Source organism: Streptomyces sp. CA189 (assembly GCF_056428985.1).
Genome location: NZ_JBWJVM010000024.1, coordinates 1 through 21,754 on the forward strand (window position 1 = coordinate 1; position 21,754 = coordinate 21,754).

Here is a 21,754-nt window from a genome sequence, read left to right on the forward strand (position 1 = left end):
CGTCGCCGCCCAGCTCAACGGCCGACCACGCAAAACGCTCGGCTGGGAAACCCCAGCCGAGCGCCTGCATAAACTCCTCGCGGCCTGAACAACCAACCACGTGTTGCGACGACCCCTAGAAACCGCCGCGGCTGCGGGGGCCCTTTCTTGCGGTCCGGGTGTCACTCGCCCGCGAGGGCCGCCTCGGCGTCGAGGGTGACGGCGACGGCCTGGATCACCGAGGCGATCTTGAAGGCCTCCTGGACCGTCTCGCGGTCCACGCCGGCCTTGCGCAGGACCTGCTCGTGCGAGTCCAGGCACTGGCCGCAGCCGTTGATCGCGGAGACGGCGAGCGACCACAGCTCGAAGTCCACCTTCTCCACGCCGGGGTTGCCGATGACGTTCATCCGCAGGCCCGCGCGCAGGTTGCCGTACTCCGGGTCGGAGAGCAGGTGGCGGGTGCGGTAGAAGACGTTGTTCATCGCCATGACCGCGGCGGCCGACTTGGCGGCGGTGTACGCCTCCGGGGACAGGGCCGCCTTGGCCTCCGGCTCCAGCTCACGCAGGACGCGCGGGGAACGGGCGGCGATGGCACAGGACAGGACGGTGCCCCACAGCTGCTGCCGCGTCAGGGTGTCCTGATTGCCGATGACCGAGCCGAGGTTCAGCTTCAGGTCCTTGGCGAAGTCCGGCAGGGCGGACTTCAGGGAGTCGAGGGACATCGCTCACTCACCGGCCAGCAGCGCGCCGGCGTCGAGGGTGCCCTCGCCCTTGGTCCAGTTGCAGGGGCACAGCTCGTCGGTCTGCAGGGCGTCGAGCACCCGCAGGACCTCCTTGGGGTTCCGGCCGACGGAACCGGCGGTCACCATGGAGAACTGGATCTCGTTGTTCGGGTCCACGATGAAGACGGCGCGCATCGGGAGACCGTCCGAGCCCAGGATGCCGAGGTCGGCGCAGAGCTCGCGCTTGATGTCGGACATCATCGGGAAGGGCAGGTCGCGCAGGTCGGCGTGGTCCTTGCGCCAGGCGTGGTGGACGTACTCGGAGTCGAGCGAGAAGCCGAGGATCTGGGCGTCGCGGTCGGCGAACTCGTCGTCCAGCTTGCCGAAGGCGGCGATCTCCGTCGGGCACACGAAGGTGAAGTCGAGCGGCCAGGAGAACATGATCTTCCACTTGCCCTCGTAGGTCTTGTGGTCGATCTGCGCGAACTCGGCTCCGGCGTCGAGCGAGACGCAAGCGGTCAGGTCGTAGGTGGGGAACTGGTCGCCGACAGTGAGCACGCGCTCTCCTTGCGGAAAGGAAAGTGACCCTTTTGGGGGCTTTCCGAGGGGGTTGGACGTATCTCACATGCTGACACAGCCACATTGATTGCAGAAATAGCTAGCCTAGTGACAAATGATCGGAGGTCCCTATCAGTGGCAGTAGCCGGCAGGGGAGCGAAGCAGCCGACGCTCGCGCAGCTCCGCGCCTTCGTCGTCGTGGCCGAGCAGCTGCACTTCCGGGACGCGGCCGCCGCGATCGGGATGAGTCAGCCCGCGCTCTCCGGGGCCGTGGCCGCGCTGGAGGAGGCGCTCGGCGTGCGGCTGCTGGAGCGGACCACGCGCAAGGTGCTGCTCACGCCCGCCGGGGAGCGGATCGCGGGGCGGGCGCGGGCCGTCCTCGACGCGATGGGCGGGCTGCTGGAGGAGGCCGAGGCGGTACGGGCCCCCTTCACCGGGGCGCTGCGGTTCGGGGTCATCCCCACCGTGGCCCCGTACCTGCTGCCGACCGTGCTCGGGCTCTTCCACCGGCGCTACCCGCGGCTCGACCTCCAGGTGCACGAGGAGCAGACGGCCTCGCTGCTGGAGGGGCTGGCCGGCGGGCGGCTCGACCTGCTGCTGCTCGCCGTACCGCTCGGGATGCCCGGGGTCACCGAACTGCCTCTCTTCGATGAGGACTTCGTGCTGCTCGCGCCGCGCGATCACCCGCTCGCCGGCCGCAAGGACATCCCGCGCGAGGAACTGCGCGGGCTGCGGCTGCTGCTTCTCGACGAGGGGCACTGCCTGCGCGACCAGGCCCTCGACATCTGCCACGACGCGGGACGCACCGCCGGGGCGGACGTCACCACGACCGCGGCCGGCCTGTCCACCCTCGTACAGCTGGTCGCCGGGGGGCTCGGCGTCACACTGCTGCCGCGCACCGCGCTGCGCCTGGAGACCGCCCGCAACGAGCACCTGGCCACCGGGTACTTCGCCGAACCGGCGCCCTCGCGGCGGATCGCGCTGGCCATGCGGACGGGAACGGCCCGTGAGGAGGAGTTCCGTACCGTCGCCGACGCGCTGCGCGAAGCCGTACGCCCGCTCCCCGTCTGGCTGACGGACTGAGGAGCGGGCGCGGCGGGTCGCGTACGGCGGCTACTCCGTGCGCAGCCCGTCCGGGCGCATCAGGCGCAGCAGCGGCGGCAGGCTGAGCAGGGTCACCAGGACGGCCACGCCGCCGCCGATGCCGATCATCGACAGGACCGCGGTCCAGTTGATCCGGATCGTGGCGCCCGCCATCTGCATCAGCACCGTGCCGAGCGCGAGCCCGACCACCGTGGCCAGGGCCAGACCCAGGCCGATCGGGAGGGCGGTCTGCCACAGCACGGAGAGGCTGAGCGTGGAGCGCTTGGTGCCGAAGGCGACCAGCGCCGACAGCAGCTGCCTGCGTTCGCGCAGCTGCTCCAGCTGGGAGACCAGCAGGCTGGCGCCGATCAGCATCAGCACGAGCGCGGAGCCCACGAAGAGGCCGGTCCGGATGGAGGAGTAGCGGTCGTTGACCTCGGTGGCCTGGATCGTCATGGGGACGGACAGCGGGTCGGCCTTGAAGACGGCGTTGCGGGCCAGCTCCATCGCGTCGGGCACCTTCGGGTCTAGCTTCACGTACACCCGGGAGGACTGGTAGCCGCCCATGCCCTTCGGAGCGGCGGCCGGGGTGGCCAGCAGCCCGGTCAGCGTTTCGCCCATGGGGCCCTTGCGGGCCTGCACGGTGCGGGCGTCGGCGGGCACCGTCCAGGCGACCGGCTTCGCGCCGTCGCCCTCGTCCTCCTTGAAGATGTTCCCGGCGAACAGCTTCTCGCCCGGCTCGGCGGTATCGCCGGTCATGCCGCTCGGAGCGCCGCCGCCGGCGATGACGAAGGCGTCACCGTCCTTGCAGGAGGGCAGCTCCGCGTACTCCTGGAGGGCGGCGCAGGTGCCGGTCGTCACCGAGATCGCCGTGTCCGAGTAGCTCATGCCCGCGCTGCGCCCGGCATTGGTCGAGGACTCCGCGACGACCTGGGTGATGCCCTTGGTCCCGGTCAGGGCCTGGGCGACGGCCTCGCCCCCGCCGCGGGAGCGCTGCATGACGGAGATCGAGGCCCGGGTGGGGTCGTGGCCGGTCTCGCGGGTGTACGAGTCCTCGGTGGAGGCGAAGAGCATCTGCAGGGCGATGGCTCCGGCGACCGCGACGGCGATGCCGTTGACCAGCCGGGCGGAGCTGCCGCTGGTGAGCTGGAGCCGGCGGGCGGCCAGCTGCCAGGAGACCGGGCCCGCGCCGCCGATGCGGCCGACGACCCGTTCCAGCACCCAGGGGAGCAGGACGGTGATGCCGACGAGCAGCAGGACCACGCCGCCCGAGACCTGCCACTGGTTGAACTGTCCGCTGTCGTTGCCCTTGCCGATCAGGGGGGCCAGCAGGCCGAGTCCGGCCAGCGGGAGCAGCAGCCGCCACCAGATCCGGCGCTTGCCCGGGGTCGTCGTACGGACCACGCCGAGCGGCTCGATGACCACGCCGCGCAGGGCGAACAGGGTCACGGCGACGGCCGCGGCCGGTACGGCCAGTGCGATGAGCGCGGCCAGCCAGGGCGCCGGGTTGAGGTCGGAGGGGAAGACGCTGCGCTGGTAGAGGTCCATGGCCGGGGCCAGTCGGCGGGCGGCCAGGAAGAAGCCGGTGCCCAGGGCCAGGCCGATCAGCGATCCGGCGGCGGCCTCGCCGGCGGCGATCCGGCGGACCATCCGGGCGTCGGCGCCGACCAGGCGCAGGGCGGCGAGCCGGCGGTCGCGGCGGTCACCGCCGAAGCGGACGGCGGCGCCGATGAACACGGCGACCGGCATCAGCAGGGCGACGAAGGTGAGCACCACGAGGAGCGTGAGGACGGGGTCCAGGCCCTCCTTCTCCACGGTGTTCTCGAAGGCGGTGACCCGCTGGATGTAGGTGGGCGCTTCCTTCTGGAGCTCGGCGAGCCGGTCGCTGCCCGCGTAGAAGTAGAGGTCGCCGGGGCCCACCAGGCCCGCCTCGCCGATGGTCGCGACGATCTTCCCGTCGAGGCGGTCGCGCAGCAGCTTGCCCTCGCCCGTCTTCATCAGCCTGTCGAGGGCGGGGGAGACGACCAGTTCGCCGGGGCCGGGGAACTTCTTCACGCCCGGGGGCAGCGGGGCGTCCGGACCCTCGGGTTGTACGAGCCGTCCGTCGACCCCGTGGGAGCGGTACGACTGGTTCACATCGGTGATCAGCAGGGTGTCGGGGCCGGGCTGCTCGGCGGTGGGCGAGGTGAACGTCTGGCGGGCGGCGCCGCGCGCGTCGCGGGCGGCCATGGCGCTGGGAATCGCGCTGGTGACGAGCAGCAGGGCGACGCCGAGGCCGACGCCGACGCCGGTGAGGAGGGTACGGGTCCAGCCCTCGCGGCCGCCGCCGAAGGCGAAGCGGGCGCCGAGGCCGAGGTCGCGCAGCCAGACGGCGAGTGCGCCCTGCCCGCCGGGTCCGCCGGGGCTGCTGTGTTTGCCGTGGTTCCCGTGACTCATACCGCGCGCTCCATGTCGCGGGACCTGCCGTCGCGCACGACGATCTCGCGGTCGGAGTACGCGGCCACGCGGGTCTCGTGCGTGACGAGGACGACGGCGGCGTTCGTGGACCGGGCGGCCTCGGTGAGGAGCTGCATGACGAGCTCGCCGTTGAGGGAGTCGAGGGCGCCGGTGGGTTCGTCGGCGAAGATCAGCCGGGGGCTGGTGACGAGGGCGCGGGCGACGGCCACGCGCTGGCCCTGGCCGCCGGAGACCTCGCCGGGGCGCTTGCGGCCGAGGTCGTCGACCTGGAGCCGCTCCATCCATTCCAGGGCGGTCCGTTCGGCCTGCTTGCGCTTCACGCCGGTGAGGCGCAGCGGCAGGGCGACGTTCTCGACGCAGGTGAGCTCGGGGACGAGCTGGCCGAACTGGAAGACGAAGCCGAACTCGCCGCGGCGCAGGGCGCTGCGCTCGCCGTCGTTCATGGCGGAGAGCTCGCGTCCGGCGTAGGTGATGGTGCCGGAGTCGGGGGTGACGATCCCGGCGAGGCAGTGCAGCAGGGTCGATTTGCCGGACCCGGAGGGTCCCATGATCGCGACGACCTCGCCGGCGTGGATGGAGAATTCGGCGCCGTCGAGGGCGTGGGTGGTGCCGTAGGCCTTGCGGAGGTCCGTGGCGCTGAGCAGGGTGCCGGCCGGGGTCATCGGCGTATCTCCTGGGCGAGCTGGTCGAGGCGGGCGGCGGTGAGTTCGAGCCACCGCAGATCCGCTTCGAGGTGGAACAGGGCGTGGTCGCAGACCAACTGGTCGGCGAGGTCCCCCTTGCGCTTGCGCTGGGTGAGGATGCGCATCAGGCGCAGGTGCTCGGCGCGCTGGGTGCCCAGCAGCTCCTGGGCGCTGCGGCCGGTGAGGAGGGCGAGGACGACCTTGGTGTAGAGGGTCGACTGGAGGTACGGCTCGGGCTTCTCGGGCTGGGCGAGCCAGCCCTCGACGTCGGTGATCCCGGCGTCGGTGATCGCGTACCGCTTGCGCTCGGGGCCGCCGCCGCTCTCCACCCCGTCGACCTCGACCAGACCGTTCTTCAGCAGCCGGGACATGGTCGAGTAGACCTGCCCGTAGGCCAGGGGCCGGTCGTGGCCGAATCTCTCGTCGAAGGTCCGCTTGAGGTCGTAACCGTGCCGGGGACCGGCCTCCAGGAGGCCGAGGAGTGCGTGACTGATGGACATGCCGATGACTATACACGCGGTGTATACGCTCGATGTATACACGCGGTGCAGAGATGATCTTCGGATGCTTTGCACCCATTCGTAGGGACCGTTGGGCGTCCGGAGCGCGGATCGGGACGGGGGCCCGGGGCGGCTGGCACGTTGTGGGCATCGGCCCCGCACCCGAAAGGCCCGCCATGCACGCACCTCCCGCCGGCGTCACCGCAGCGCTCCCGCCCCAGCAGTCGGGCCCCGAGGGGCAGTCGGGGGCGGAGCCCTCCCGGGAGGCCCCGCGGTCGGTCCCGTGGTGGGTGTGGACGCTGGCCGGCGGGCTCTTCCTCGTCTACACGGTGCTGTCGCTGCGGACCCACGCGCGGCTGCACTCCCACAGCTTCGACCTGGCGATCTTCGAACAGGCCGTCCGCTCCTACGCCGAGGGCCGGCTGCCGGTCTCGGAGGTCAAGGGGCCGGACTTCCCCGTCCTGGGCGACCACTTCAGCCCGGTCCTGGCCGTCCTGGCCCCCCTCTACCTGCTCTTCCCCTCACCGCGGACCCTCCTCGTGGCGCAGGCCGCGCTGATCGCCGCGAGCGTGCTCCCTCTGACCCTCTGGGCGCGCCGGACGCTGGGCGACGCCGCCGCCGTGGTGACCGGGCTCTGCTACGGGCTCTCCTGGGGGCTCGCGAACGCGATCGGGTTCGACTTCCACGAATGGGCCTTCGCCGTCCCGCTCCTGGCCTGCTCGCTGGCCGCGCTCGGCAGCGGGCGGCTGCGCGCCGCCGCGTGCTGGGCGCTGCCGCTGGTGCTGGTGAAGGAGGACCTCGGGCTGACCGTGGCCGCGATCGGCGGGCTCATCGCGTGGCGCGGCGGCCGGGGCGGGCGCCGGCTGGGCATCGCCCTCGCCGCGACGGGCGCGGCGTGGACGCTGCTGGCCATGACGGTGGTGCTGCCGGCCCTGAGCCCGAGCGGCTCGTACTTCTACGCCTCCTTCCTGGGCGGGGGCGCGGAAGCGGCCGTCGGAGCGGGGGAGGCGGCGGGGGCCGGGGGAGGCCTCGGGGACCTGCTGTTCAAGGCCACGATCGGGCTGGTCACCCCCGACACCAAGGTGGCCACGCTGCTGACGGTGCTCGCGCCGACCCTGTTCCTGGCCCTGCGCTCCCCGCTGGTGCTGATCGCCGTACCGGGCCTGCTGTGGCGGGGGATCTCCGACAACCCGGTCCACTGGGGGACCGGGTACCACTACTCCCTCACGGTGATGCCGATCGTCTTCGCGGCCTTCGTCGACGCCCTGGAGCGGCGCGGCACCACCGCCGCCGGGCTGCGGCGCTACCTGGCGGGCGCGGCCGGGGTCTGCGTGCTGCTGCTGCCGGTGCACTCGCTGGGGCAGTTGGGGAAGCCGGCCTTCTGGCGGACCGACCCGCGGGTCGCCGTGGCGCAGCGGCTGATGGACCGGATCCCGGACGGAGCCACGGTCCAGGCCTCGGACGGGCTGGTACCGCACCTGGTGAACCGTACGAGCGTCAGCCTGTACGGCTGGGCGGACAGCCGGGTCGACCCCGAGTGGATCATCGTGGACACCGGGGTGGCGCCGGAGCGGCGGTGGCCGCTGTCGGTGGTGGAGGAGTCCCTCGCCCTGGACCGGGCGCGGGTCCAGGGGTACCGGACGGCGGCCGAGCAGGACGGCTTCGTCCTGCTGAACCGGCCTTCCTGACGGGCCGTCCGGGGTTCGACGGCCGGTCCGGGGTCCGCCGGGCGGCTTCAGGAATCCGGCGAGGCGCGGGGGCGGCCGCGGGGCGGGATGGGGCCCGCCCCGCCGGGGAGGCGGCCGGCTTCGGCCAGGGCGCGGCGGAGCAGGAACTCGATCTGCGCGTTGGCGCTGCGCAGTTCCTCCCCCGCCCACCGCGCGAGCGCGTCGTGCACCTGCGGGTCGAGCCGCAGCAGCACCTGCTTGCGGGCCTGCCGGCCGGCCTTGGGGGCCGGCGCCGGCCCCTCGGCGGGGGAGTGGGCGCCGTCGTCGGGGCTCACTGGTAGAGGGTGCCCGTGTTGATCACCGGCTGGGCCGCACGGTCACCGCACAGGACCACCATCAGGTTGGACACCATCGCCGCCTTCCGTTCCGGGTCGAGGTCCACGATGTCCTGCTCCGCGAGGCGGTTCAGGGCGAGGTCGACCATACCGACCGCGCCCTCGACGATCTGCTTGCGCGCCGCGACGATCGCACCCGCCTGCTGGCGCTGGAGCATCGCGGAGGCGATCTCCGGGGCGTATGCGAGGTGGGTGAAGCGGGACTCGATGATGTGGACGCCGGCCGCCTCGACGCGGGCGGACAGTTCGACGGCGAGCTTCTCGGTGATCTCCTCGGCGTTGCCGCGCAGCGACAGGCCGCCGTCCTCGTGGGCGTCGTAGGGGTACTCGATCGCGATGTGCCGGACGGCCGCCTCAGTCTGGGTCTCGACGAACTCGGTGAAGTCCTCGACCTCGAAGACGGCGCGCGCGGTGTCCTCGACCCGCCACACCACGACGGCGGCCAGCTCGATCGGGTTGCCGTAGGCGTCGTTGACCTTCATGACGGCGGTCTCGTGGTTGCGGACCCGGGTCGACAGGCGCCGGCGGGAGGTCAGCGGGTTGACCCAGCGCAGTCCGTCGGTGCGGACGGTGCCGCGGTAGCGGCCGAAGAGCTGGACCACGCGGGCCTCGCCCGGCGCGACGGTGTTCAGCCCGCCCATGGCGATGAGGGCGGCGAGGGCCAGGGCGACGCCCGCCGCGACCAGGGCGATCTTGGCTCCGTCGGTCCCGGACACCGCGCCGAGCGCGATGAGGCCCGTCCCGGCGGCCACTCCCGCCAGGCCGAGCAGCAGCGCGAGCCCGCCGCCCACGCTCCGCGCGGGGAACTCCCGTACGCCGGTCTCGGTGCCGCCCATGGTGTTCGTCATCAAATGCCCCGTTCCTTCAGTGGCGGCCGGTCGAGCCGCTTAGCAAAGTGATATCACTTTTTCGGGCGGCATGGGAGTCGGATGGGAGTTGGGTGGGGGGTGCGTGGGGCGCGTGGGGGCGGGTTGATGGGAAGGTGGCCCGGCGCCCGGCAACCTCACCGGCTCCGGCTGCGTCGGTTCCGGTGGGGTGGGTGCTCATTCTCACGTCCGAATTGCCCGATATGGGCATCGGGTGGCCGGTTTTTGTCACAGCCTGCGGTGTTAGCTTTCTGAGCTGACGTCGGGGGGTTATCGAGCGGAGCGGGAGCGATGGGCCGAGCAGAAGCGCGAAAGGCGCAGCAGCAGCGCGGTGCGCGACGAGCGCCGCGCGGGCGCGGCAAGGGCAAGGGCGGGAAGCCGGGCGGCAAGCCGGCCGGCATACGCCGCTTCTTCACCTGGAAGAAGCTGCTCGGCACCTTCTTCGGGGCGGTGCTGCTCGGCATGGCGGCCCTGATCGGCCTTTACTTCTATGTGGAGCCGCCGAACCCGAACAAGAACGCGCTGACGCAGAACAACGTCTACAAGCTCGCCGACGGCACGATCATGGCCCGCGTCGGCGACATGAACCGCCAGATCGTCTCGATCGACAAGATCCCGGCGGACGTGCAGACGGCCTTCATCGCGATCGAGAACAAGTCCTTCTACAGCGACAAGGGCATCGACCTCAAGGGCATCGCCCGCGGCGTGTTCAACACCGTCACGGGCAAGGGCAAGGCCGGCGGTTCGACGATCACCCAGCAGTACGTCAAGAACTTCTACCTGACGCAGGACCAGACGGCGACCCGCAAGCTGAAGGAGTTGATCATCTCCCTCAAGGTCGACCAGGAGATGGAGAAGCCCCAGATCCTCGCGGGCTACCTGAACACCAACTTCTACGGCCGCAACGCCTATGGCATCCAGGCCGCGGCCCAGGCCTACTACGGGGTCGACGCCGAGAAGCTGACCCTGGAGCAGGGCGCGTACCTGGCCGCCGTCCTCCAGGCGCCCAGCCAGTACGACTGGGCGACCGCCGGCCCGAACGGCAAGCAGCTGGTCATGATCCGCTTCAACGGCGTCCTCGACAACATGGTCGAGATGGGCAAGCTGGACCCGGCCAAGCGCCAGGAGATGAAGTTCCAGGAGCCGATCAAGCCCAAGGCGCCCAGCGGGACGGAAGGCCAGAAGGGCTACCTGATCCAGGCCGCCGACGAGGAGCTCAAGCGGCAGACCGGCATGACCGACGGCCAGCTCAAGGCCGGCGGCTGGGAGATCACCCTCTCCATCGACCCGAGGAAGCAGGCGGCGCTGGAGAAGGCCGTCCACGACGAGCTGGAATCCAAGCTCGACCGCAAGGGCCGCCCGGTCGACGCCGCCGTGCAGGCGGGCGCCACCTCCGTGGACCCGAAGACCGGCGCGATCGTCGCGATGTACGGCGGCACCGGGCAGGGCGAGCAGTGGGCCAGCAACGCCCTGCGCAAGGACTTCCAGCCGGGATCGACCTTCAAGCCGGTCGTGCTGGCCTCCGCCCTGGAGGGCAAGGCGAGAACCCAGGAGGGGAAGCCGATCACGCCCAACACCCTCTACGACGGCACCAGCAAGCGCCCGGTGGTCGGCAGCAGCGTCCCGTTCAACCCGCAGAACCAGGACGACCGCGACTACGGCAACCCGATGATGACCGTGCAGTCCGCCACCAACTCCTCGGTGAACTCCGTGTACGCCCAGATGATCGTGGACGTCAAGCCGAGGAACGTGAAGAAGACCGCCCTCGAGCTCGGCATGCAGGACCGCGACGGCTGGCCCGAGGACCAGCCGGCCATGTCGCTCGGCACCATGAGCGCCGACACCCTGGAGATGGCCGGCGTCTACGCCACCCTCGACAACCACGGCAAGCTGGTCACGCCGAGCATCATCAAGTCCGCCCAGCACGCGGACCGCGAGTACAAGCCGGTCCGCGCCATCGGCGACCAGGCCATCAGCCGCAAGACCGCCGACACGGTCACCAAGGTGCTCACCGGCGTCGTCGAGGACGGCTCCGGCGAGGCCGTGAAGAGCTCGGCCTACGAGGCCGCCGGCAAGACCGGCACCACCGAGCAGAACAAGGCCGCCTGGTTCACCGGGTTCACCCCGGAACTGGTCACCGTCGTCGCGATGTTCGGAGACGAGCCCGGCACCCACACCCAGGTCAGCCTGACCGGTACGGCCGGCGGCGGACGCGCGGGCGGCTCCAGCTTCCCGGCCGCGATCTGGAAGGAATACACCCTCGCCGCGCTCAAGGGCGGCAAGACGGGCTCCTTCGACCTGGACGAGGCGGACATGGGCAAGGTCCAGTCGCCGAGTGCCAGCATCAGCCCGTCGAGCACGCCGAGCCAGTCCGCGAGCTCGCAGCCGCCGACCAGCGGCACGCCGTCGCCGAGCCGGACGCCGAGCCGGCCGACGCCGACCCCGACGCCGACCCCGACGCCGACTCCCACGCCGACGCCGACCCCGACGCCGACGAAGTCGGGCTCGTCGAAGCCCTCGCCGCCGAACCTGGCGCCCGAACGGTAGGCACCGCAGGACCCGGTCCCGAACACACCACTGCCCCGCGGCTTCGAGCCGGCGGGGCAGTGGTGCGTACGGGACCGGGTGGCGGTCCGGTCAGCGGCGGTCCGGCGTGCCCGGTGCGGCGGCCGGGGCCCCCGGCTTGCCCGGTGCGGCCGGCAGCGCGAGCTCGAACCAGACGACCTTGCCGCTGCTCAGCCGGGTGGCACCCCAGCGGCGGGCCATCCGGTTGACCAGGAACAGGCCGCGGCCGCCCTCGTCGTCGTCCCGGGCCCGGCGCTGGCGCGGCAGCTGCGGGGAGTCGTCGCCGACCTCGCAGCGCAGTACGTCCGTCCGCAGGAGCCGTAGGGTCACGGGCCGCTCGGCGTACCGCACGGCATTCGTCACGACCTCGCTGACCAGCAGCTCCAGGGAGTCCTCCAGCTCCTCCAGCCCCCAGCGCGCCAGCGCGCGGCGGGCGAACCGGCGGGCCCGGCCCGGAGCGGTCTCCTCCGGGTCCAGGAACCAGTACGCCACGTCGCTGGGCGCGATCCCGTCGAACCGGGCCGCGAGCAGCGCGATGTCGTCGTCCCGGTCACCGGGGCCGAGCATGTCCAGGATGTCGTCGCACAGGGCCTCCAGCGGCGGCGGATGGTCCAGGCCCGTCAGCTGCGCGGTGGTGGCCAGGCGTTCGCGGAGCTGCTCGATGCCCGTCCAGACGTCCCGCAGCCGGGACTCGACGAGGCCGTCGGTGTACAGCACGAGGGTGGCCCCGGCCGGGGCGTCCAGCTCCACGGCCTCGAAGTCCACGCCGCCGACGCCGATGGGGGCGCCGGGGGGTACGCGCAGCACCTCGGCGCGGCCCCCCAGGTGCAGCAGGACCGGCGGCGGGTGGCCGGCGTTGGCGATGGTGATCCGGTGCGAGACCGGGTCGTAGACGGCGTAGAGGCAGGTGGCCATCCGGTCGGAGCCCAGGCGCTGCGCCTGCTCGTCCAGGTGGTGCAGGACCTCGGCGGGCGGCAGGTCGAGCTGCGCCAGCGTCTGGGCCGTCGTACGGAGCTGTCCCATGATCGCGGCGGAGGTCATGGAGTGGCCCATGACGTCGCCGACGACGAGTGCGACCCGGCTGCCGGGCAGGGGTATGGCGTCGTACCAGTCGCCGCCGACCCGGGCCGTCTCGGCGGCGGGCAGGTAGCGGCTGGCGAGCCGGACCCCGGTGGGCTGGGGGAGGCTGTCGGGCAGCATCGTGCGCTGGAGCTCGTCGGCGATGTACGCCTCGCGGCCGTAGAGCACGGCCTTGTCGATGCCCAGCGCGGTGTGGGTGGCCAGCTGGGCGGCGACCAGCAGGTCGTTCGTCTCGAAGGACGGCCGCTCCGGGGTGCGCAGGAACACCGCCGCGCCGATGACGCGTCGGCGGCCCCGCAGCGGGGCCAGGATGGCCCGCTGGCCGCGCGGGACCGGGTGGTCCGCGCCCAGCAGCTCCGGCAGGGCGGCGCGGGCGGCGGCGGAGGACCCGAAGACGGGCCGTACGCCGCGCAGCACCTCGGCGAGGGCCCCGCCGGGGCGGATCTCGCAGAGCTCGGCCGCGGGCAGGTCACCCTGCGGGCCGACCAGGGCGAGCTGGCTGAAGTCGAGCTCGCCGTCGGGGGTCATCACGCCGGCCGGGCCGGCTCCGGCCGCCGCTCCCGCTCCGGCCCCCGCTCCCGTGAACTCGTCGATCGGCCGGAGCCGGTCGGTTCGACGGAGCCTTAAAACGACCGGTCCGACGGGCCGCTCGTCTCCGACGGGGAGGGGATCGCGCAGGTAGACGAGGATCGCGTCGGAGAAGGTGGGCACGGTGGCCCGGCACAGGCCGAGCACGATCTCGTCGAGGTCGATCCCGCGCGCGATCCGCCGGGTGGCGGCTCCGACGAACCGCAGCCGGTCGCCTTCCCGCCGCGCGATGGTCGCGTCGGCCCCGATGCCGCCGGCCTGCCGGCCCTGCGCCTCGCGGGCGGCCTCGGCGTCGCGGGTGCGGGCGCTGCCCGCCTCCGCGGCCGCGGCCGTGTCACGGCCGGCCCGTACCCGGGCCGCGCCCTGGCCGGGCGCGGCATCGCCGGGCTCCCCGGCCCCGTCGGAGGCGGACGGTGCCTCCGCGGTGGCGCGGGGGCGGGGCAGGTCCGCCGCCTGGGGCTGCGCATGCGTGCGTACGGCCTCGGCCGCCGGGAGCGGGGCCTTGCCGTGGCCCAGTTCCTCCGTGCCGTGGCCGGGCTCGTCCGTCCGACCGCCGGAGGCAACCGGCTGGGGGCCCTCCTGAGAGGTGGGGTACTCCGTCACGCGTGGCATTCCGTCCGTTTGCGCTCGATGTGCGCTGCACTCAACTCGGTCAGTCGCGGTATACCCGCTCAGCGGCGGGGACACCATCACCCCGCGTTTCCGCGTCCCGCTCGTTACCTCTCGCTATCGCGTCGGCCTAGGTCAAATGCTGTGCTGCTGGCGACATTTGACCGCCGACGCCCCGGCGGAGGACGATCCTACGATTGCCCCCCGGGGGCGCATCAAGGGTCTCATGACGTCATATGCGCCGGAGTGCGGTCCCAGTCCTCCGGCAGGGCCGGTACGCCCCAGGCCGGGTCCGGTCGCCAATCCTGCCAGCCTTCGGAGAACGGCGGACCCCAGGCCCGGATCACGTCCACCGCCGCGCGACCGGCCTCGCGCACCCGCCGGGCCTGTTCCGGGTCCATCAGACCGGACCGCTGGGCCTGGGCGAACTCGTCCTCGTCCCGCCACTTCCAGGTGCGGTCCGGGTAGACGGAGACGTCCAGGAAGTGGTCCTCGGAGTCGATGCCGCCGGACCACCGGGTCCGCGGCTCCTCCAGGTTCACGTACCAGCTCTTGAAGTGCCAGCCGTGCTCCCAGAACAGCCACACCGACCAGGGGTCCCCGGGCCGTGCCAGCTTCAGCACGCCCGCCCCGAACCAGCGTGACCGTACGGTGGTCCGCGGCGCGGTGTACCGGGTGGCGAGCGGCTCCTCGTGGACCGCGGTCCCGTCGGCGAGCACCGGCTTGACGCACTCGGTCCCGGGGGCCATCCACACCGCGAGCAGCTCGTCGGTGTCGGTCACCACGGTCACGGGCCGGCAGATGTGGACGGCGCCCTTCGCGTCGGGCGCGTGGTCGCGGTAGCGCCAGAGGATCTGCTCCCCGGGCGCCCAGCGGGCGCCCTCCGCGGCGCCCCGCTCCGCACTCCGTGCCGAGTCCCGTGCCGAGCTCCGCGCACTGCCGCCCCCGCGGCCTCCGGTACCTGTCATGGGCAGATCTTAGGGCGGGGGTCCGGAGGATCGCTGCGCTGCAGGTCACCGAGGTGTCCGAGGGCGGGAAACGACCGGATCCGGACCCCGGGGCGGGGTGGCCGCGCCGGGGTCAGGGCCGGGTCATCCGCAGCACGTCCAGTGCTTCGTCGAGCTGCTCCAGGGTGAGGTCGCCGCGGTCCACGTAGCCCGACTCCAGGACGACCTCGCGGATCGTCTTGCGCTCCGCGAGGGACTTCTTGACGACCTTGGCGGCCTCCTCGTAGCCGATGTACCGGTTCAGCGGGGTCACCACGGAGGGCGAGGACTCGGCGTACTCCCTGGCCCGGGCCGTGTTGGCGGTGATTCCGTCCACGGTGCGGTCGGCCAGCAGGCGGCTCACGGAGCCCAGCAGCCGGATGGACTCCAGGAGGTTGCGGGCCATCACGGGGAGCATCACGTTGAGCTCGAAGTTGCCCGCGGCGCCCGCCACCGCGACCGCCGCGTCGTTCCCCATCACCTGGGCCGCGACCATCAGCGCGGCCTCCGGGACGACCGGATTGACCTTCCCGGGCATGATCGAGGACCCCGGCTGGAGATCCGGGAGATTGATTTCGGCCAATCCGGTGCGCGGGCCCGAGGCCATCCAGCGCAGGTCGTTGCAGATCTTGGTGAGCGAGACGGCGACCGTACGGAGCATTCCGGAGGTCTCGACGAGGGCGTCCCGGGCCCCCTGGGCCTCGAAGTGGTCCCGGGCCTCGGTCAGCGGCAGCCCCGTCGCCGCGGCCACCTCGGCGATCACGGCCGCGGAGAACCCTGGCGGGGTGTTGATCCCGGTGCCCACGGCGGTCCCGCCCAGCGGCAGTTCGGCCAGCCGCGGCAGCGCCGCGCGCAGCCGCTCGACGCCGTAGCGGAGCTGGACCGCGTACCCGCCGAACTCCTGGCCCAGGGTGACCGGCGTGGCGTCCATCAGGTGCGTCCGGCCGGCCTTGACCACCTGGGCGAACTCGGCGGACTTGCGCTCCATCGCGCCGGCCAGGTGCTCCAGGGCGGGGATGAGCTCGCCGGTGACGGCGGCGGTGGCGGCGATGTGGATGGAGGACGGGAAGACGTCGTTGGAGCTCTGCGAGGCGTTGACGTGGTCGTTGGGGTGGACGGCGCGGCCGAGGCGTTCGGCGGCCAGGGTGGCGATCACCTCGTTGGCGTTCATGTTGGACGAGGTGCCGGAACCCGTCTGGAACACGTCGACGGGGAAGTGCTCGTCCCAGCGGCCCTCTGCGACCTCGGCGGCCGCCGAGACGATCGCGGCGGCGATGTCCTCGTCGACCACGCCGAGCCGGGCGTTGACGGCGGCCGCCGCGGCCTTGATCCGGGCCAGCGCCTCGATGTGGGCGCGCTCCAGCCGCTGTCCGGAGATGGGGAAGTTCTCCACGGCGCGCTGGGTCTGAGCTCGCCATTTGGCGTGCGCGGGGACCCGTACGTCGCCCATGGAGTCGTGCTCGATGCGGAACCCCTCAGGGGTGTCGCGGCCGTCGCCGGTCTGCTGCTGATCGTCGGTCATCTGTGGTGCCTCCTCAAAAAGTTGAGCAATTGTCTTGTTCGGACTGTTCCCAACTCGCCTACCGGCCAGTAAATACCGGGGGTAACACCGAGATCGGGGAGGCGTTCATGGCACGTGCCCGTACACAATCAAGGATCAGGCTCAGATCTACCTTCGCCGCCGTCGCGGCGGCGGCGGCCGCCCTCGGGGGCGTCACCGCCATCACCCCCATGGCCCACGCGGCGACCACCGCGGGGCCTTCCGCGGGGTCCTCCGCAGTGGCCGCGGCCACACCCCTCACACCCGAGCTGGAGGCCATCCGGGCCGCCGAGGCCGTCAAGATCTACGGCGACTCCGCGATCCGCCCGCTCGCGGACCGCAAGACCGGTCTGATCTCGCTCGGCGACAGCGAGATCTCGGGCGAGGGCGTCGGCAACTACGACCCCGCGACCAACACCCCGTCCAACCAGTGCCACCGGTCGCCCGACGCGGCGATCCACCGCACCGGCATCGCGGCCGACTACACCTTCAACGCGGCCTGCTCCGGCGGCTACACGGGCAACATCAAGATCGGCGGCAGCAAGCAGTACGCCGACGAGCTGGTGCAGAGCGACAGCCTGGCCGTCAAGGCCCGCAACACCAAGATCAAGATGGTGGTGCTGGTCGCCGGGGCCAACGACGACCTGCAGTTCGGCCCGGTCATGACCGACTGCGTCACCCGCTGGGTGCTCAGCCAGGGCACCTGCGAGCCGAAGTACGCGCCGGGCTGGCAGGCGCGCGTCGACGGGCTGAAGCCCAAGGTGCAGTCGACGATCGGCGACCTGAAGTCTGTCATGCGCGACGCCGGTTACGCCGACTCCGACTACAAGCTGGTCGTGATGGGCTACCCCAGCCCGATCGGCCCCGACTTCAACGACAACCCCGACTTCCCCGGCAAGCTCCCCGGAGGCTGCGCCGGCTACGACTCCGACGCGACCTGGGGCCGCAACTACGCGGTGCCCACCTTCGAGAAGGGCATGCGCGCGGCCGCCCTCGCCGCGGGCGCGACCTACCTCGACAACTCGCGGCTCTTCCACGGCCACGAGGTCTGCATGGAGGACACCTGGGCCCGCGGGCTCTACCTCGACCTCGGGGACCACTTCCCGTGGGACGAGAACACCGCCCGCCAGTCCTTCCACCCCAACTACCGCGGCCACGGCGCCTTCGCGTCCTGTCTGACCCAGCTCTACGCCTCCGGCCTGCGCGAAGCCTCCTGCGCCGACCCGGCGAGCACCGGCACCCCCGTCCTGCAGGCCGGGGCCTGGGACGACCTGTACAAGCCGCTCAAGAACGAGGCGACGGGCAACTGCGTCGACTCCAACGGCGGCGCCAGCGCCAACAACACCAAGGTCCTCGGCTGGGACTGCCACGGCGGCCGCAACCAGGGCTGGTGGTACGACTCCGCGAAGAAGTCCCTCCACATCGAACTCACCCACGACCGCTGCCTGGACGCACCCGGCGCCACCTACGGCAACGGCACCGCGCTGATCATCTGGAACTGCCACGGCGGCGCCAACCAGCAGTTCGTCCGCGACGGAGCCACCTTCCGGCCCGCCGCCGCCCCGGGCATGTGCCTGACGGTGGCCGCCGCCCACGAGCCGCTGCGCCTCCAGACCTGCAACGGCTCGGCCAACCAGCGCTTCGTGTAACCCCGCCACCGGACCCGTGCCCCCGTGGGTCCGACGTTCCGTACGACCCCCCACACCCGGCCGGCGCACCCCGGCCGGGTGCTCACAGGTCGAGCAGCAGCTTCCGTACGTCCCGGGGCCGGTTGGTGATGAGCGTGTCCACGCCCAGGCGGACGCACAGCTCCACGTCCTCGGGCTCGTCCACGGTCCACACGCGCACCCGGAGCCCCTTCGCCTTCAGCCGGCCCACCAGCCCCGGATCCCGCCGTACGAGCTCGATGCCCGGGCCCGCGTGGGTGGCGTACGGGGGACGGACCGGCCGGACCCTGCGCTCGATCAGGTACACGGCGGGCAGCCCCGGCGCGAGGCGGTGCATTCGGGTCAGCGCGGTCCGGGAGAAGCTCATCACCTCGACGCGGCCGGCGGAGCCGTCGGCGAGCCCGTACTCCCCGAGCACCCGCACGAGCTCGGCCTCCAGCCGGCCGCCCGCGCGGGTGGGGTGCTTGGTCTCGACGGCCAGCCCGACGGGGTGCGGCGCGGCCAGCGCCTCCTTGACCAGGTCCTCGAACAGCAGCACCCTGGCCCCGGCGTGCCCGGACCCCTTCCACGCCCCGAAGTCGAGGGCGCGCAGCTCCTCGTACGTCATCTCGGAGACGACCCCGCGCCCGTCGGAGGTCCGCTCGACCCGCCGGTCGTGCACACAGACCAGCCGGTGGTCGGCGGTGAGGCGCACATCGCATTCGAGCGCGTCGGCCCCGTCGGCGATGGCCTGCCGGTAGGCGGCCATGGTGTGCTCGGGATGCTCGTGGGAGGCCCCGCGATGAGCGATGACCCGCGTGGCGCGGGCCGGGGGGAGGTGGGTCGTCGCTGCCATACGGAAATCCTTGCAAACCGGGGTGAACGCGCTGGTGCGGGGTCGTGTCCCCGACGTTAACCGGATGCGGTGACCCTTCCGGGCAGGGGAGGGTGGCGCCATGCCGGAGCCGATGATGCTGATCTCGTACTGCGAGCCCTGCCCGCGCTGTGTCTTCCACGCGTGGCAGCTGATCGAGCGGGGCCGGCTGTTGTGGAGGTCGGAGTGGGAGTGCGACACCTGCGGTTTCGGCGCCCCGGAGACGTGCAACCGCGACGAAGGCTGGGGCCGGCCCCCGGAGGAGGTCCGCGCGGCCGTGGTGGCGGCCGAGGGCACGGTCCTGCTCCGGGTGGGCGGCGCCGGCAGCGCGGCCCTGAAGGCCTTCCGCGACGAGCTCGGCCTGACGATGCAGGAGCTCCTGCCCGCCGTCCGCGACGGCTACCCCGCCACCCCGGTGGAGGCCCGCCACCTGACGGCCCTTCTCCGGGAGTCCGGCTTCAGGGCCCGTACGCAGTAGGCGCGAGCCCGGCGCTCCAGCTCCGCGGCGCCCGGGAGTGGTTACCCTGGCCGGGCCACCCTTGGAGGACACCGTGACCACACAGCCTGACCACGGCGCGGCGCTGATCCCGCGCCCCGAGCGCACCCCCGAGGCCGTGCGTGTCGCCCTCGCCCGCATCGCCCCGCACCGCTTGGCGGAGCTGGAGCAGCACAAGGAGAACGCGCTGGCCGCCGCCATCCGCAGCGGGAAGATCGGCCACCTTACCCACTGGCTCGACTGGTGGATGCGCGAGGTGGAGATCGAACGGCGTCCAGATCTTTTCGCCCGCCGGAATGACGCCCTGGCCACCATCCACCGCACTATCGGCAAAGAAGATCCGGGCTTCCGCCCTGCGATGGATGAACTGTCCGCTGTCGAGGCCGAGGCCGCGCAGGCGGTGGATGAGTGACCTGGAGGTGGGAGTACGACCCCAGTGAGGAGTACGTCACCGGAGGCGCTCCACCGGCCTTCGTTGCGGAAGTGGCGCGAGCCGCCGACGAGCTGGTGCGAGCAGCGGAGGCGCTCTACCTCGGCGGCGCCGCCTACCGCGAGATGGGGCCGAAGGGCGCCGTCATGAACCTTGACGACGGCATGTTCGTCTACCTGATCGTTCCCAGGAGCGAGTGCGTCTACGTTCGGCAGGTGACCTGCCTGCAAGCCGGGGCGGGACGTTCGCCCGCCCCGGCACGGTGAGTCGTTACGCCAGGCCCGGGCCGCGGACCGGGATGTGGGTGAAGGTCGGCTCCGGGGCGGGATCGACGAAGAAGTCGTTGCCCTTGTCGTCGACCACGATGAAGGCCGGGAAGTCCTCGACCTCGATCTTCCAGACGGCCTCCATGCCGAGCTCCTCGTACTCCAGGACCTCGACCTTCTTGATGCAGTCCTGGGCCAGGCGCGCCGCGGGGCCGCCGATGGAGCCGAGGTAGAAGCCGCCGTGCGTGCCGCACGCGTCCGTGACCTGCTGGGAGCGGTTGCCCTTGGCCAGCATGACCTTGGAGCCGCCCGCCGCCTGGAACTGCTCGACGTAGGAGTCCATGCGGCCGGCCGTGGTCGGGCCGAAGGAGCCGGACGCGTAGCCCTCGGGGGTCTTCGCGGGGCCCGCGTAGTAGACCGGGTGGTCCTTCAGGTACTGCGGCATCTCCGCGCCCGAGTCCAGCAGTTCCTTGATCTTGGCGTGCGCGATGTCGCGCGCCACGACCAGCGGGCCGGTGAGGGAGAGGCGGGTCTTGACCGGGTACTTGGTGAGCGTGGCGAGGATGTCGTCCATCGGCTGGTTCAGGTCGATGGAGACCACGTCCGCGGAGTCGGCGAGGTGCTCTTCAGTGGTTTCCGGGAGGAAGCGCGCCGGGTCCCGCTCCAGCTGCTCCAGGAAGACGCCCTCGGCGGTGATCTTCGCGGTGGCCTGGCGGTCCGCGGAGCAGGAGACGGCGATCGCGATCGGGAGGGACGCGCCGTGGCGGGGGAGGCGGACGACGCGGACATCGTGGCAGAAGTACTTGCCGCCGAACTGCGCGCCGATGCCGATCCTCTGGGTGAGCTCGAAGACCTGCTGCTCCAGGGCCTCGTCGCGGAAGCCGTGGCCCAGCGGGGAGCCCTCGGTGGGGAGCTCGTCCAGGTAGTGGGCCGAGGCGTACTTCGCGGTCTTGAGGGCGTGCTCGGCCGAGGTGCCGCCGACCACGATCGCCAGGTGGTACGGCGGGCAGGCCGCCGTGCCCAGCGAGCGGATCTTCTCTTCCAGGAACTTCATCATGGAGGCCTCGTTGAGGACCGCCTTGGTCTCCTGGTAGAGGAAGGACTTGTTGGCGGAGCCGCCGCCCTTGGCCATGAAGAGGAACTTGTACGCGCCGCCGTCGGTCGCGTACAGCTCGATCTGCGCGGGCAGGTTCGAGCCGGTGTTCTTCTCCTCCCACATGGTGACCGGGGCCATCTGCGAGTAGCGCAGGTTCAGGCGGGTGTACGCGTCGTAGATGCCGCGGGAGAGGGCCGCCTCGTCGCCGCCCTCGGTGAGGACGTTCTGGCCGCGCTTGCCCATCACGATCGCCGTGCCCGTGTCCTGGCACATCGGCAGCACGCCGGCCGCCGCGATGTTCGCGTTCTTCAGCAGGTCGAGGGCGACGAACTTGTCGTTCGCCGAGGCCTCGGGGTCGTCGATGATCCGGCGCAGCTGCGCGAGGTGCGCGGGGCGCAGGAAGTGCTGGATGTCGTGGATGGCCTCTTCGGCGAGCTTGCGCAGCGCCTCCGGCTCGACCTTGAGGAACGTACGGCCGTCGGCCTCGAAGGTCGAGACGCCTTCGGAGGTCACCAGCCGGTACGGGGTGGAGTCCTCGCCCAGGGGCAGCAGGTCGGTGTACGCAAACTCTGGCATGACGGCAGTCATTCCCTCACTCGGCAGACGGCGCTGACGACCGTTTGGCAGCGCGGTAACCAGCGTAGGACCTCTTCCGGCGGCTTTTGTTG

General features: G+C 71.8%; 19 protein-coding genes. 7 read left to right on the forward strand and 12 right to left on the reverse strand.

All coding sequences use genetic code 11. The features are described from left to right. Nucleotides 1–161: 161 nt before the first annotated feature. Nucleotides 162–701, reverse strand: a complete 540-nt coding sequence (locus AC061S_RS19495) for an alkyl hydroperoxide reductase (RefSeq protein ID WP_478687233.1) — start codon at nucleotides 699–701, stop codon at nucleotides 162–164. Nucleotides 702–704: 3 nt separating this feature from the next. Further along, nucleotides 705–1,259 carry a peroxiredoxin gene (locus AC061S_RS19500; RefSeq protein WP_478687234.1) on the reverse strand — a complete coding sequence of 185 codons (555 nt, stop codon included), beginning with the start codon at nucleotides 1,257–1,259 and terminating at the stop codon, nucleotides 705–707. A 135-nt stretch (nucleotides 1,260–1,394) separates the two neighbouring features. On the opposite strand from AC061S_RS19500, the gene AC061S_RS19505 reads away from it, so the two are divergent. After that, nucleotides 1,395–2,342 (forward strand): hydrogen peroxide-inducible genes activator, encoded by a 948-nt coding sequence (locus AC061S_RS19505; protein WP_478687235.1) that lies wholly within the window; start codon nucleotides 1,395–1,397, stop codon nucleotides 2,340–2,342. Nucleotides 2,343–2,372: 30 nt separating this feature from the next. On the opposite strand, the gene AC061S_RS19510 is transcribed toward AC061S_RS19505, so the two are convergent. Genes AC061S_RS19510 through AC061S_RS19520 form a run of 3 tightly spaced genes read right to left on the reverse strand, consistent with a single transcriptional unit; the run spans nucleotide 2,373 to nucleotide 5,982 of the window. Next, nucleotides 2,373–4,778 (reverse strand): ABC transporter permease, encoded by a 2,406-nt coding sequence (locus AC061S_RS19510; protein ID WP_478687236.1) that lies wholly within the window; start codon nucleotides 4,776–4,778, stop codon nucleotides 2,373–2,375. Then, nucleotides 4,775–5,461: an ABC transporter ATP-binding protein gene (locus AC061S_RS19515; protein ID WP_478687237.1), complete on the reverse strand. Its 687-nt coding sequence runs from the start codon at nucleotides 5,459–5,461 to the stop codon at nucleotides 4,775–4,777. The genes AC061S_RS19510 and AC061S_RS19515 overlap by 4 nt, the downstream gene beginning before the upstream one ends. Beyond that, nucleotides 5,458–5,982: a PadR family transcriptional regulator gene (locus AC061S_RS19520; RefSeq protein WP_478687238.1), complete on the reverse strand. Its 525-nt coding sequence runs from the start codon at nucleotides 5,980–5,982 to the stop codon at nucleotides 5,458–5,460. The genes AC061S_RS19515 and AC061S_RS19520 overlap by 4 nt, the downstream gene beginning before the upstream one ends. Nucleotides 5,983–6,158: 176 nt before the next feature. On the opposite strand from AC061S_RS19520, the gene AC061S_RS19525 reads away from it, so the two are divergent. Continuing rightward, nucleotides 6,159–7,670 carry a DUF2079 domain-containing protein gene (locus tag AC061S_RS19525; protein ID WP_478687239.1) on the forward strand — a complete coding sequence of 504 codons (1,512 nt, stop codon included), beginning with the start codon at nucleotides 6,159–6,161 and terminating at the stop codon, nucleotides 7,668–7,670. Nucleotides 7,671–7,717: 47 nt separating this feature from the next. Here AC061S_RS19525 and AC061S_RS19530 read toward each other — a convergent pair whose 3' ends face one another. After that, entirely contained in the window at nucleotides 7,718–7,984 is a 267-nt protein-coding gene (locus AC061S_RS19530) for a type II toxin-antitoxin system antitoxin (protein ID WP_478687240.1), read from the reverse strand. Further along, nucleotides 7,981–8,892 (reverse strand): SPFH domain-containing protein, encoded by a 912-nt coding sequence (locus tag AC061S_RS19535; RefSeq protein WP_478687241.1) that lies wholly within the window; start codon nucleotides 8,890–8,892, stop codon nucleotides 7,981–7,983. Before AC061S_RS19535 ends, AC061S_RS19530 begins: the two co-directional genes overlap by 4 nt. A gap of 309 nt (nucleotides 8,893–9,201) precedes the next feature. Here AC061S_RS19535 and AC061S_RS19540 point away from each other — a divergent pair, with 309 nt between their 5' ends. Beyond that, nucleotides 9,202–11,457, forward strand: a complete 2,256-nt coding sequence (locus AC061S_RS19540) for a transglycosylase domain-containing protein (protein ID WP_478687242.1) — start codon at nucleotides 9,202–9,204, stop codon at nucleotides 11,455–11,457. Nucleotides 11,458–11,547: 90 nt separating this feature from the next. On the opposite strand, the gene AC061S_RS19545 is transcribed toward AC061S_RS19540, so the two are convergent. The 3 genes from AC061S_RS19545 to AC061S_RS19555 all read right to left on the reverse strand — a co-directional run bounded on the left by AC061S_RS19545 (nucleotide 11,548) and on the right by AC061S_RS19555 (nucleotide 16,260). Further along, nucleotides 11,548–13,746, reverse strand: a complete 2,199-nt coding sequence (locus AC061S_RS19545) for a SpoIIE family protein phosphatase (RefSeq protein ID WP_478687243.1) — start codon at nucleotides 13,744–13,746, stop codon at nucleotides 11,548–11,550. A 230-nt stretch (nucleotides 13,747–13,976) separates the two neighbouring features. Then, nucleotides 13,977–14,720: a cytidylyl-2-hydroxypropylphosphonate hydrolase gene (gene fomD, locus AC061S_RS19550; protein ID WP_478687244.1), complete on the reverse strand. Its 744-nt coding sequence runs from the start codon at nucleotides 14,718–14,720 to the stop codon at nucleotides 13,977–13,979. Between the two features lie 112 nt (nucleotides 14,721–14,832). Further along, the gene (locus tag AC061S_RS19555; protein ID WP_478687245.1) at nucleotides 14,833–16,260 is read right to left on the reverse strand and encodes a class II fumarate hydratase; all 1,428 of its coding nucleotides are present in this window, start codon (nucleotides 16,258–16,260) and stop codon (nucleotides 14,833–14,835) included. A 107-nt stretch (nucleotides 16,261–16,367) separates the two neighbouring features. On the opposite strand from AC061S_RS19555, the gene AC061S_RS19560 reads away from it, so the two are divergent. Further along, complete coding sequence (locus AC061S_RS19560; RefSeq protein WP_478687246.1) at nucleotides 16,368–17,927, forward strand: ricin-type beta-trefoil lectin domain protein; 1,560 nt, start codon at nucleotides 16,368–16,370, stop codon at nucleotides 17,925–17,927. A gap of 82 nt (nucleotides 17,928–18,009) precedes the next feature. Here AC061S_RS19560 and AC061S_RS19565 read toward each other — a convergent pair whose 3' ends face one another. After that, nucleotides 18,010–18,780 carry a glycerophosphodiester phosphodiesterase gene (locus tag AC061S_RS19565; RefSeq protein WP_478687247.1) on the reverse strand — a complete coding sequence of 257 codons (771 nt, stop codon included), beginning with the start codon at nucleotides 18,778–18,780 and terminating at the stop codon, nucleotides 18,010–18,012. Nucleotides 18,781–18,880: 100 nt separating this feature from the next. Between AC061S_RS19565 and AC061S_RS19570 the strand changes: the two genes are divergently transcribed. From AC061S_RS19570 to AC061S_RS19580, 3 genes are all read left to right on the forward strand, one after another. Further along, entirely contained in the window at nucleotides 18,881–19,276 is a 396-nt protein-coding gene (locus tag AC061S_RS19570; RefSeq protein ID WP_478687248.1) for a hypothetical protein, read from the forward strand. Between the two features lie 73 nt (nucleotides 19,277–19,349). Further along, a complete protein-coding gene (locus AC061S_RS19575; RefSeq protein WP_478687249.1) occupies nucleotides 19,350–19,706 on the forward strand; it encodes a hypothetical protein in 357 nt (118 codons plus the stop codon). Continuing rightward, a complete protein-coding gene (locus AC061S_RS19580; RefSeq protein WP_478687250.1) occupies nucleotides 19,703–19,990 on the forward strand; it encodes a hypothetical protein in 288 nt (95 codons plus the stop codon). Before AC061S_RS19575 ends, AC061S_RS19580 begins: the two co-directional genes overlap by 4 nt. Nucleotides 19,991–19,994: 4 nt before the next feature. Here the strand turns inward: AC061S_RS19580 and AC061S_RS19585 are convergent, their stop codons facing one another. Beyond that, nucleotides 19,995–21,662, reverse strand: coding sequence for a fumarate hydratase (locus AC061S_RS19585; protein WP_478687251.1), 1,668 nt, complete (start codon nucleotides 21,660–21,662; stop codon nucleotides 19,995–19,997). Nucleotides 21,663–21,754 lie beyond the last annotated feature (92 nt).

Excerpts from the sequence above, each read along its gene's own strand:
- AC061S_RS19535 (WP_478687241.1), bottom strand. The coding sequence starts at position 8,892 with ATGACGAACACCATGGGCGGCACCGAGACCGGCGTACGGGAGTTCCCC.
- AC061S_RS19510 (WP_478687236.1), bottom strand. The coding sequence starts at position 4,778 with ATGAGTCACGGGAACCACGGCAAACACAGCAGCCCCGGCGGACCCGGC.
- AC061S_RS19525 (WP_478687239.1), top strand. The coding sequence starts at position 6,159 with ATGCACGCACCTCCCGCCGGCGTCACCGCAGCGCTCCCGCCCCAGCAG.
- AC061S_RS19570 (WP_478687248.1), top strand. The coding sequence starts at position 18,881 with ATGCCGGAGCCGATGATGCTGATCTCGTACTGCGAGCCCTGCCCGCGC.
- AC061S_RS19515 (WP_478687237.1), bottom strand. The coding sequence starts at position 5,461 with ATGACCCCGGCCGGCACCCTGCTCAGCGCCACGGACCTCCGCAAGGCC.
- AC061S_RS19565 (WP_478687247.1), bottom strand. The coding sequence starts at position 18,780 with ATGGCAGCGACGACCCACCTCCCCCCGGCCCGCGCCACGCGGGTCATC.
- fomD (WP_478687244.1), bottom strand. The coding sequence starts at position 14,720 with ATGACAGGTACCGGAGGCCGCGGGGGCGGCAGTGCGCGGAGCTCGGCA.
- AC061S_RS19495 (WP_478687233.1), bottom strand. The coding sequence starts at position 701 with ATGTCCCTCGACTCCCTGAAGTCCGCCCTGCCGGACTTCGCCAAGGAC.
- AC061S_RS19560 (WP_478687246.1), top strand. The coding sequence starts at position 16,368 with ATGGCACGTGCCCGTACACAATCAAGGATCAGGCTCAGATCTACCTTC.
- AC061S_RS19555 (WP_478687245.1), bottom strand. The coding sequence starts at position 16,260 with ATGACCGACGATCAGCAGCAGACCGGCGACGGCCGCGACACCCCTGAG.
- AC061S_RS19520 (WP_478687238.1), bottom strand. The coding sequence starts at position 5,982 with ATGTCCATCAGTCACGCACTCCTCGGCCTCCTGGAGGCCGGTCCCCGG.
- AC061S_RS19585 (WP_478687251.1), bottom strand. The coding sequence starts at position 21,662 with ATGCCAGAGTTTGCGTACACCGACCTGCTGCCCCTGGGCGAGGACTCC.
- AC061S_RS19540 (WP_478687242.1), top strand. The coding sequence starts at position 9,202 with ATGGGCCGAGCAGAAGCGCGAAAGGCGCAGCAGCAGCGCGGTGCGCGA.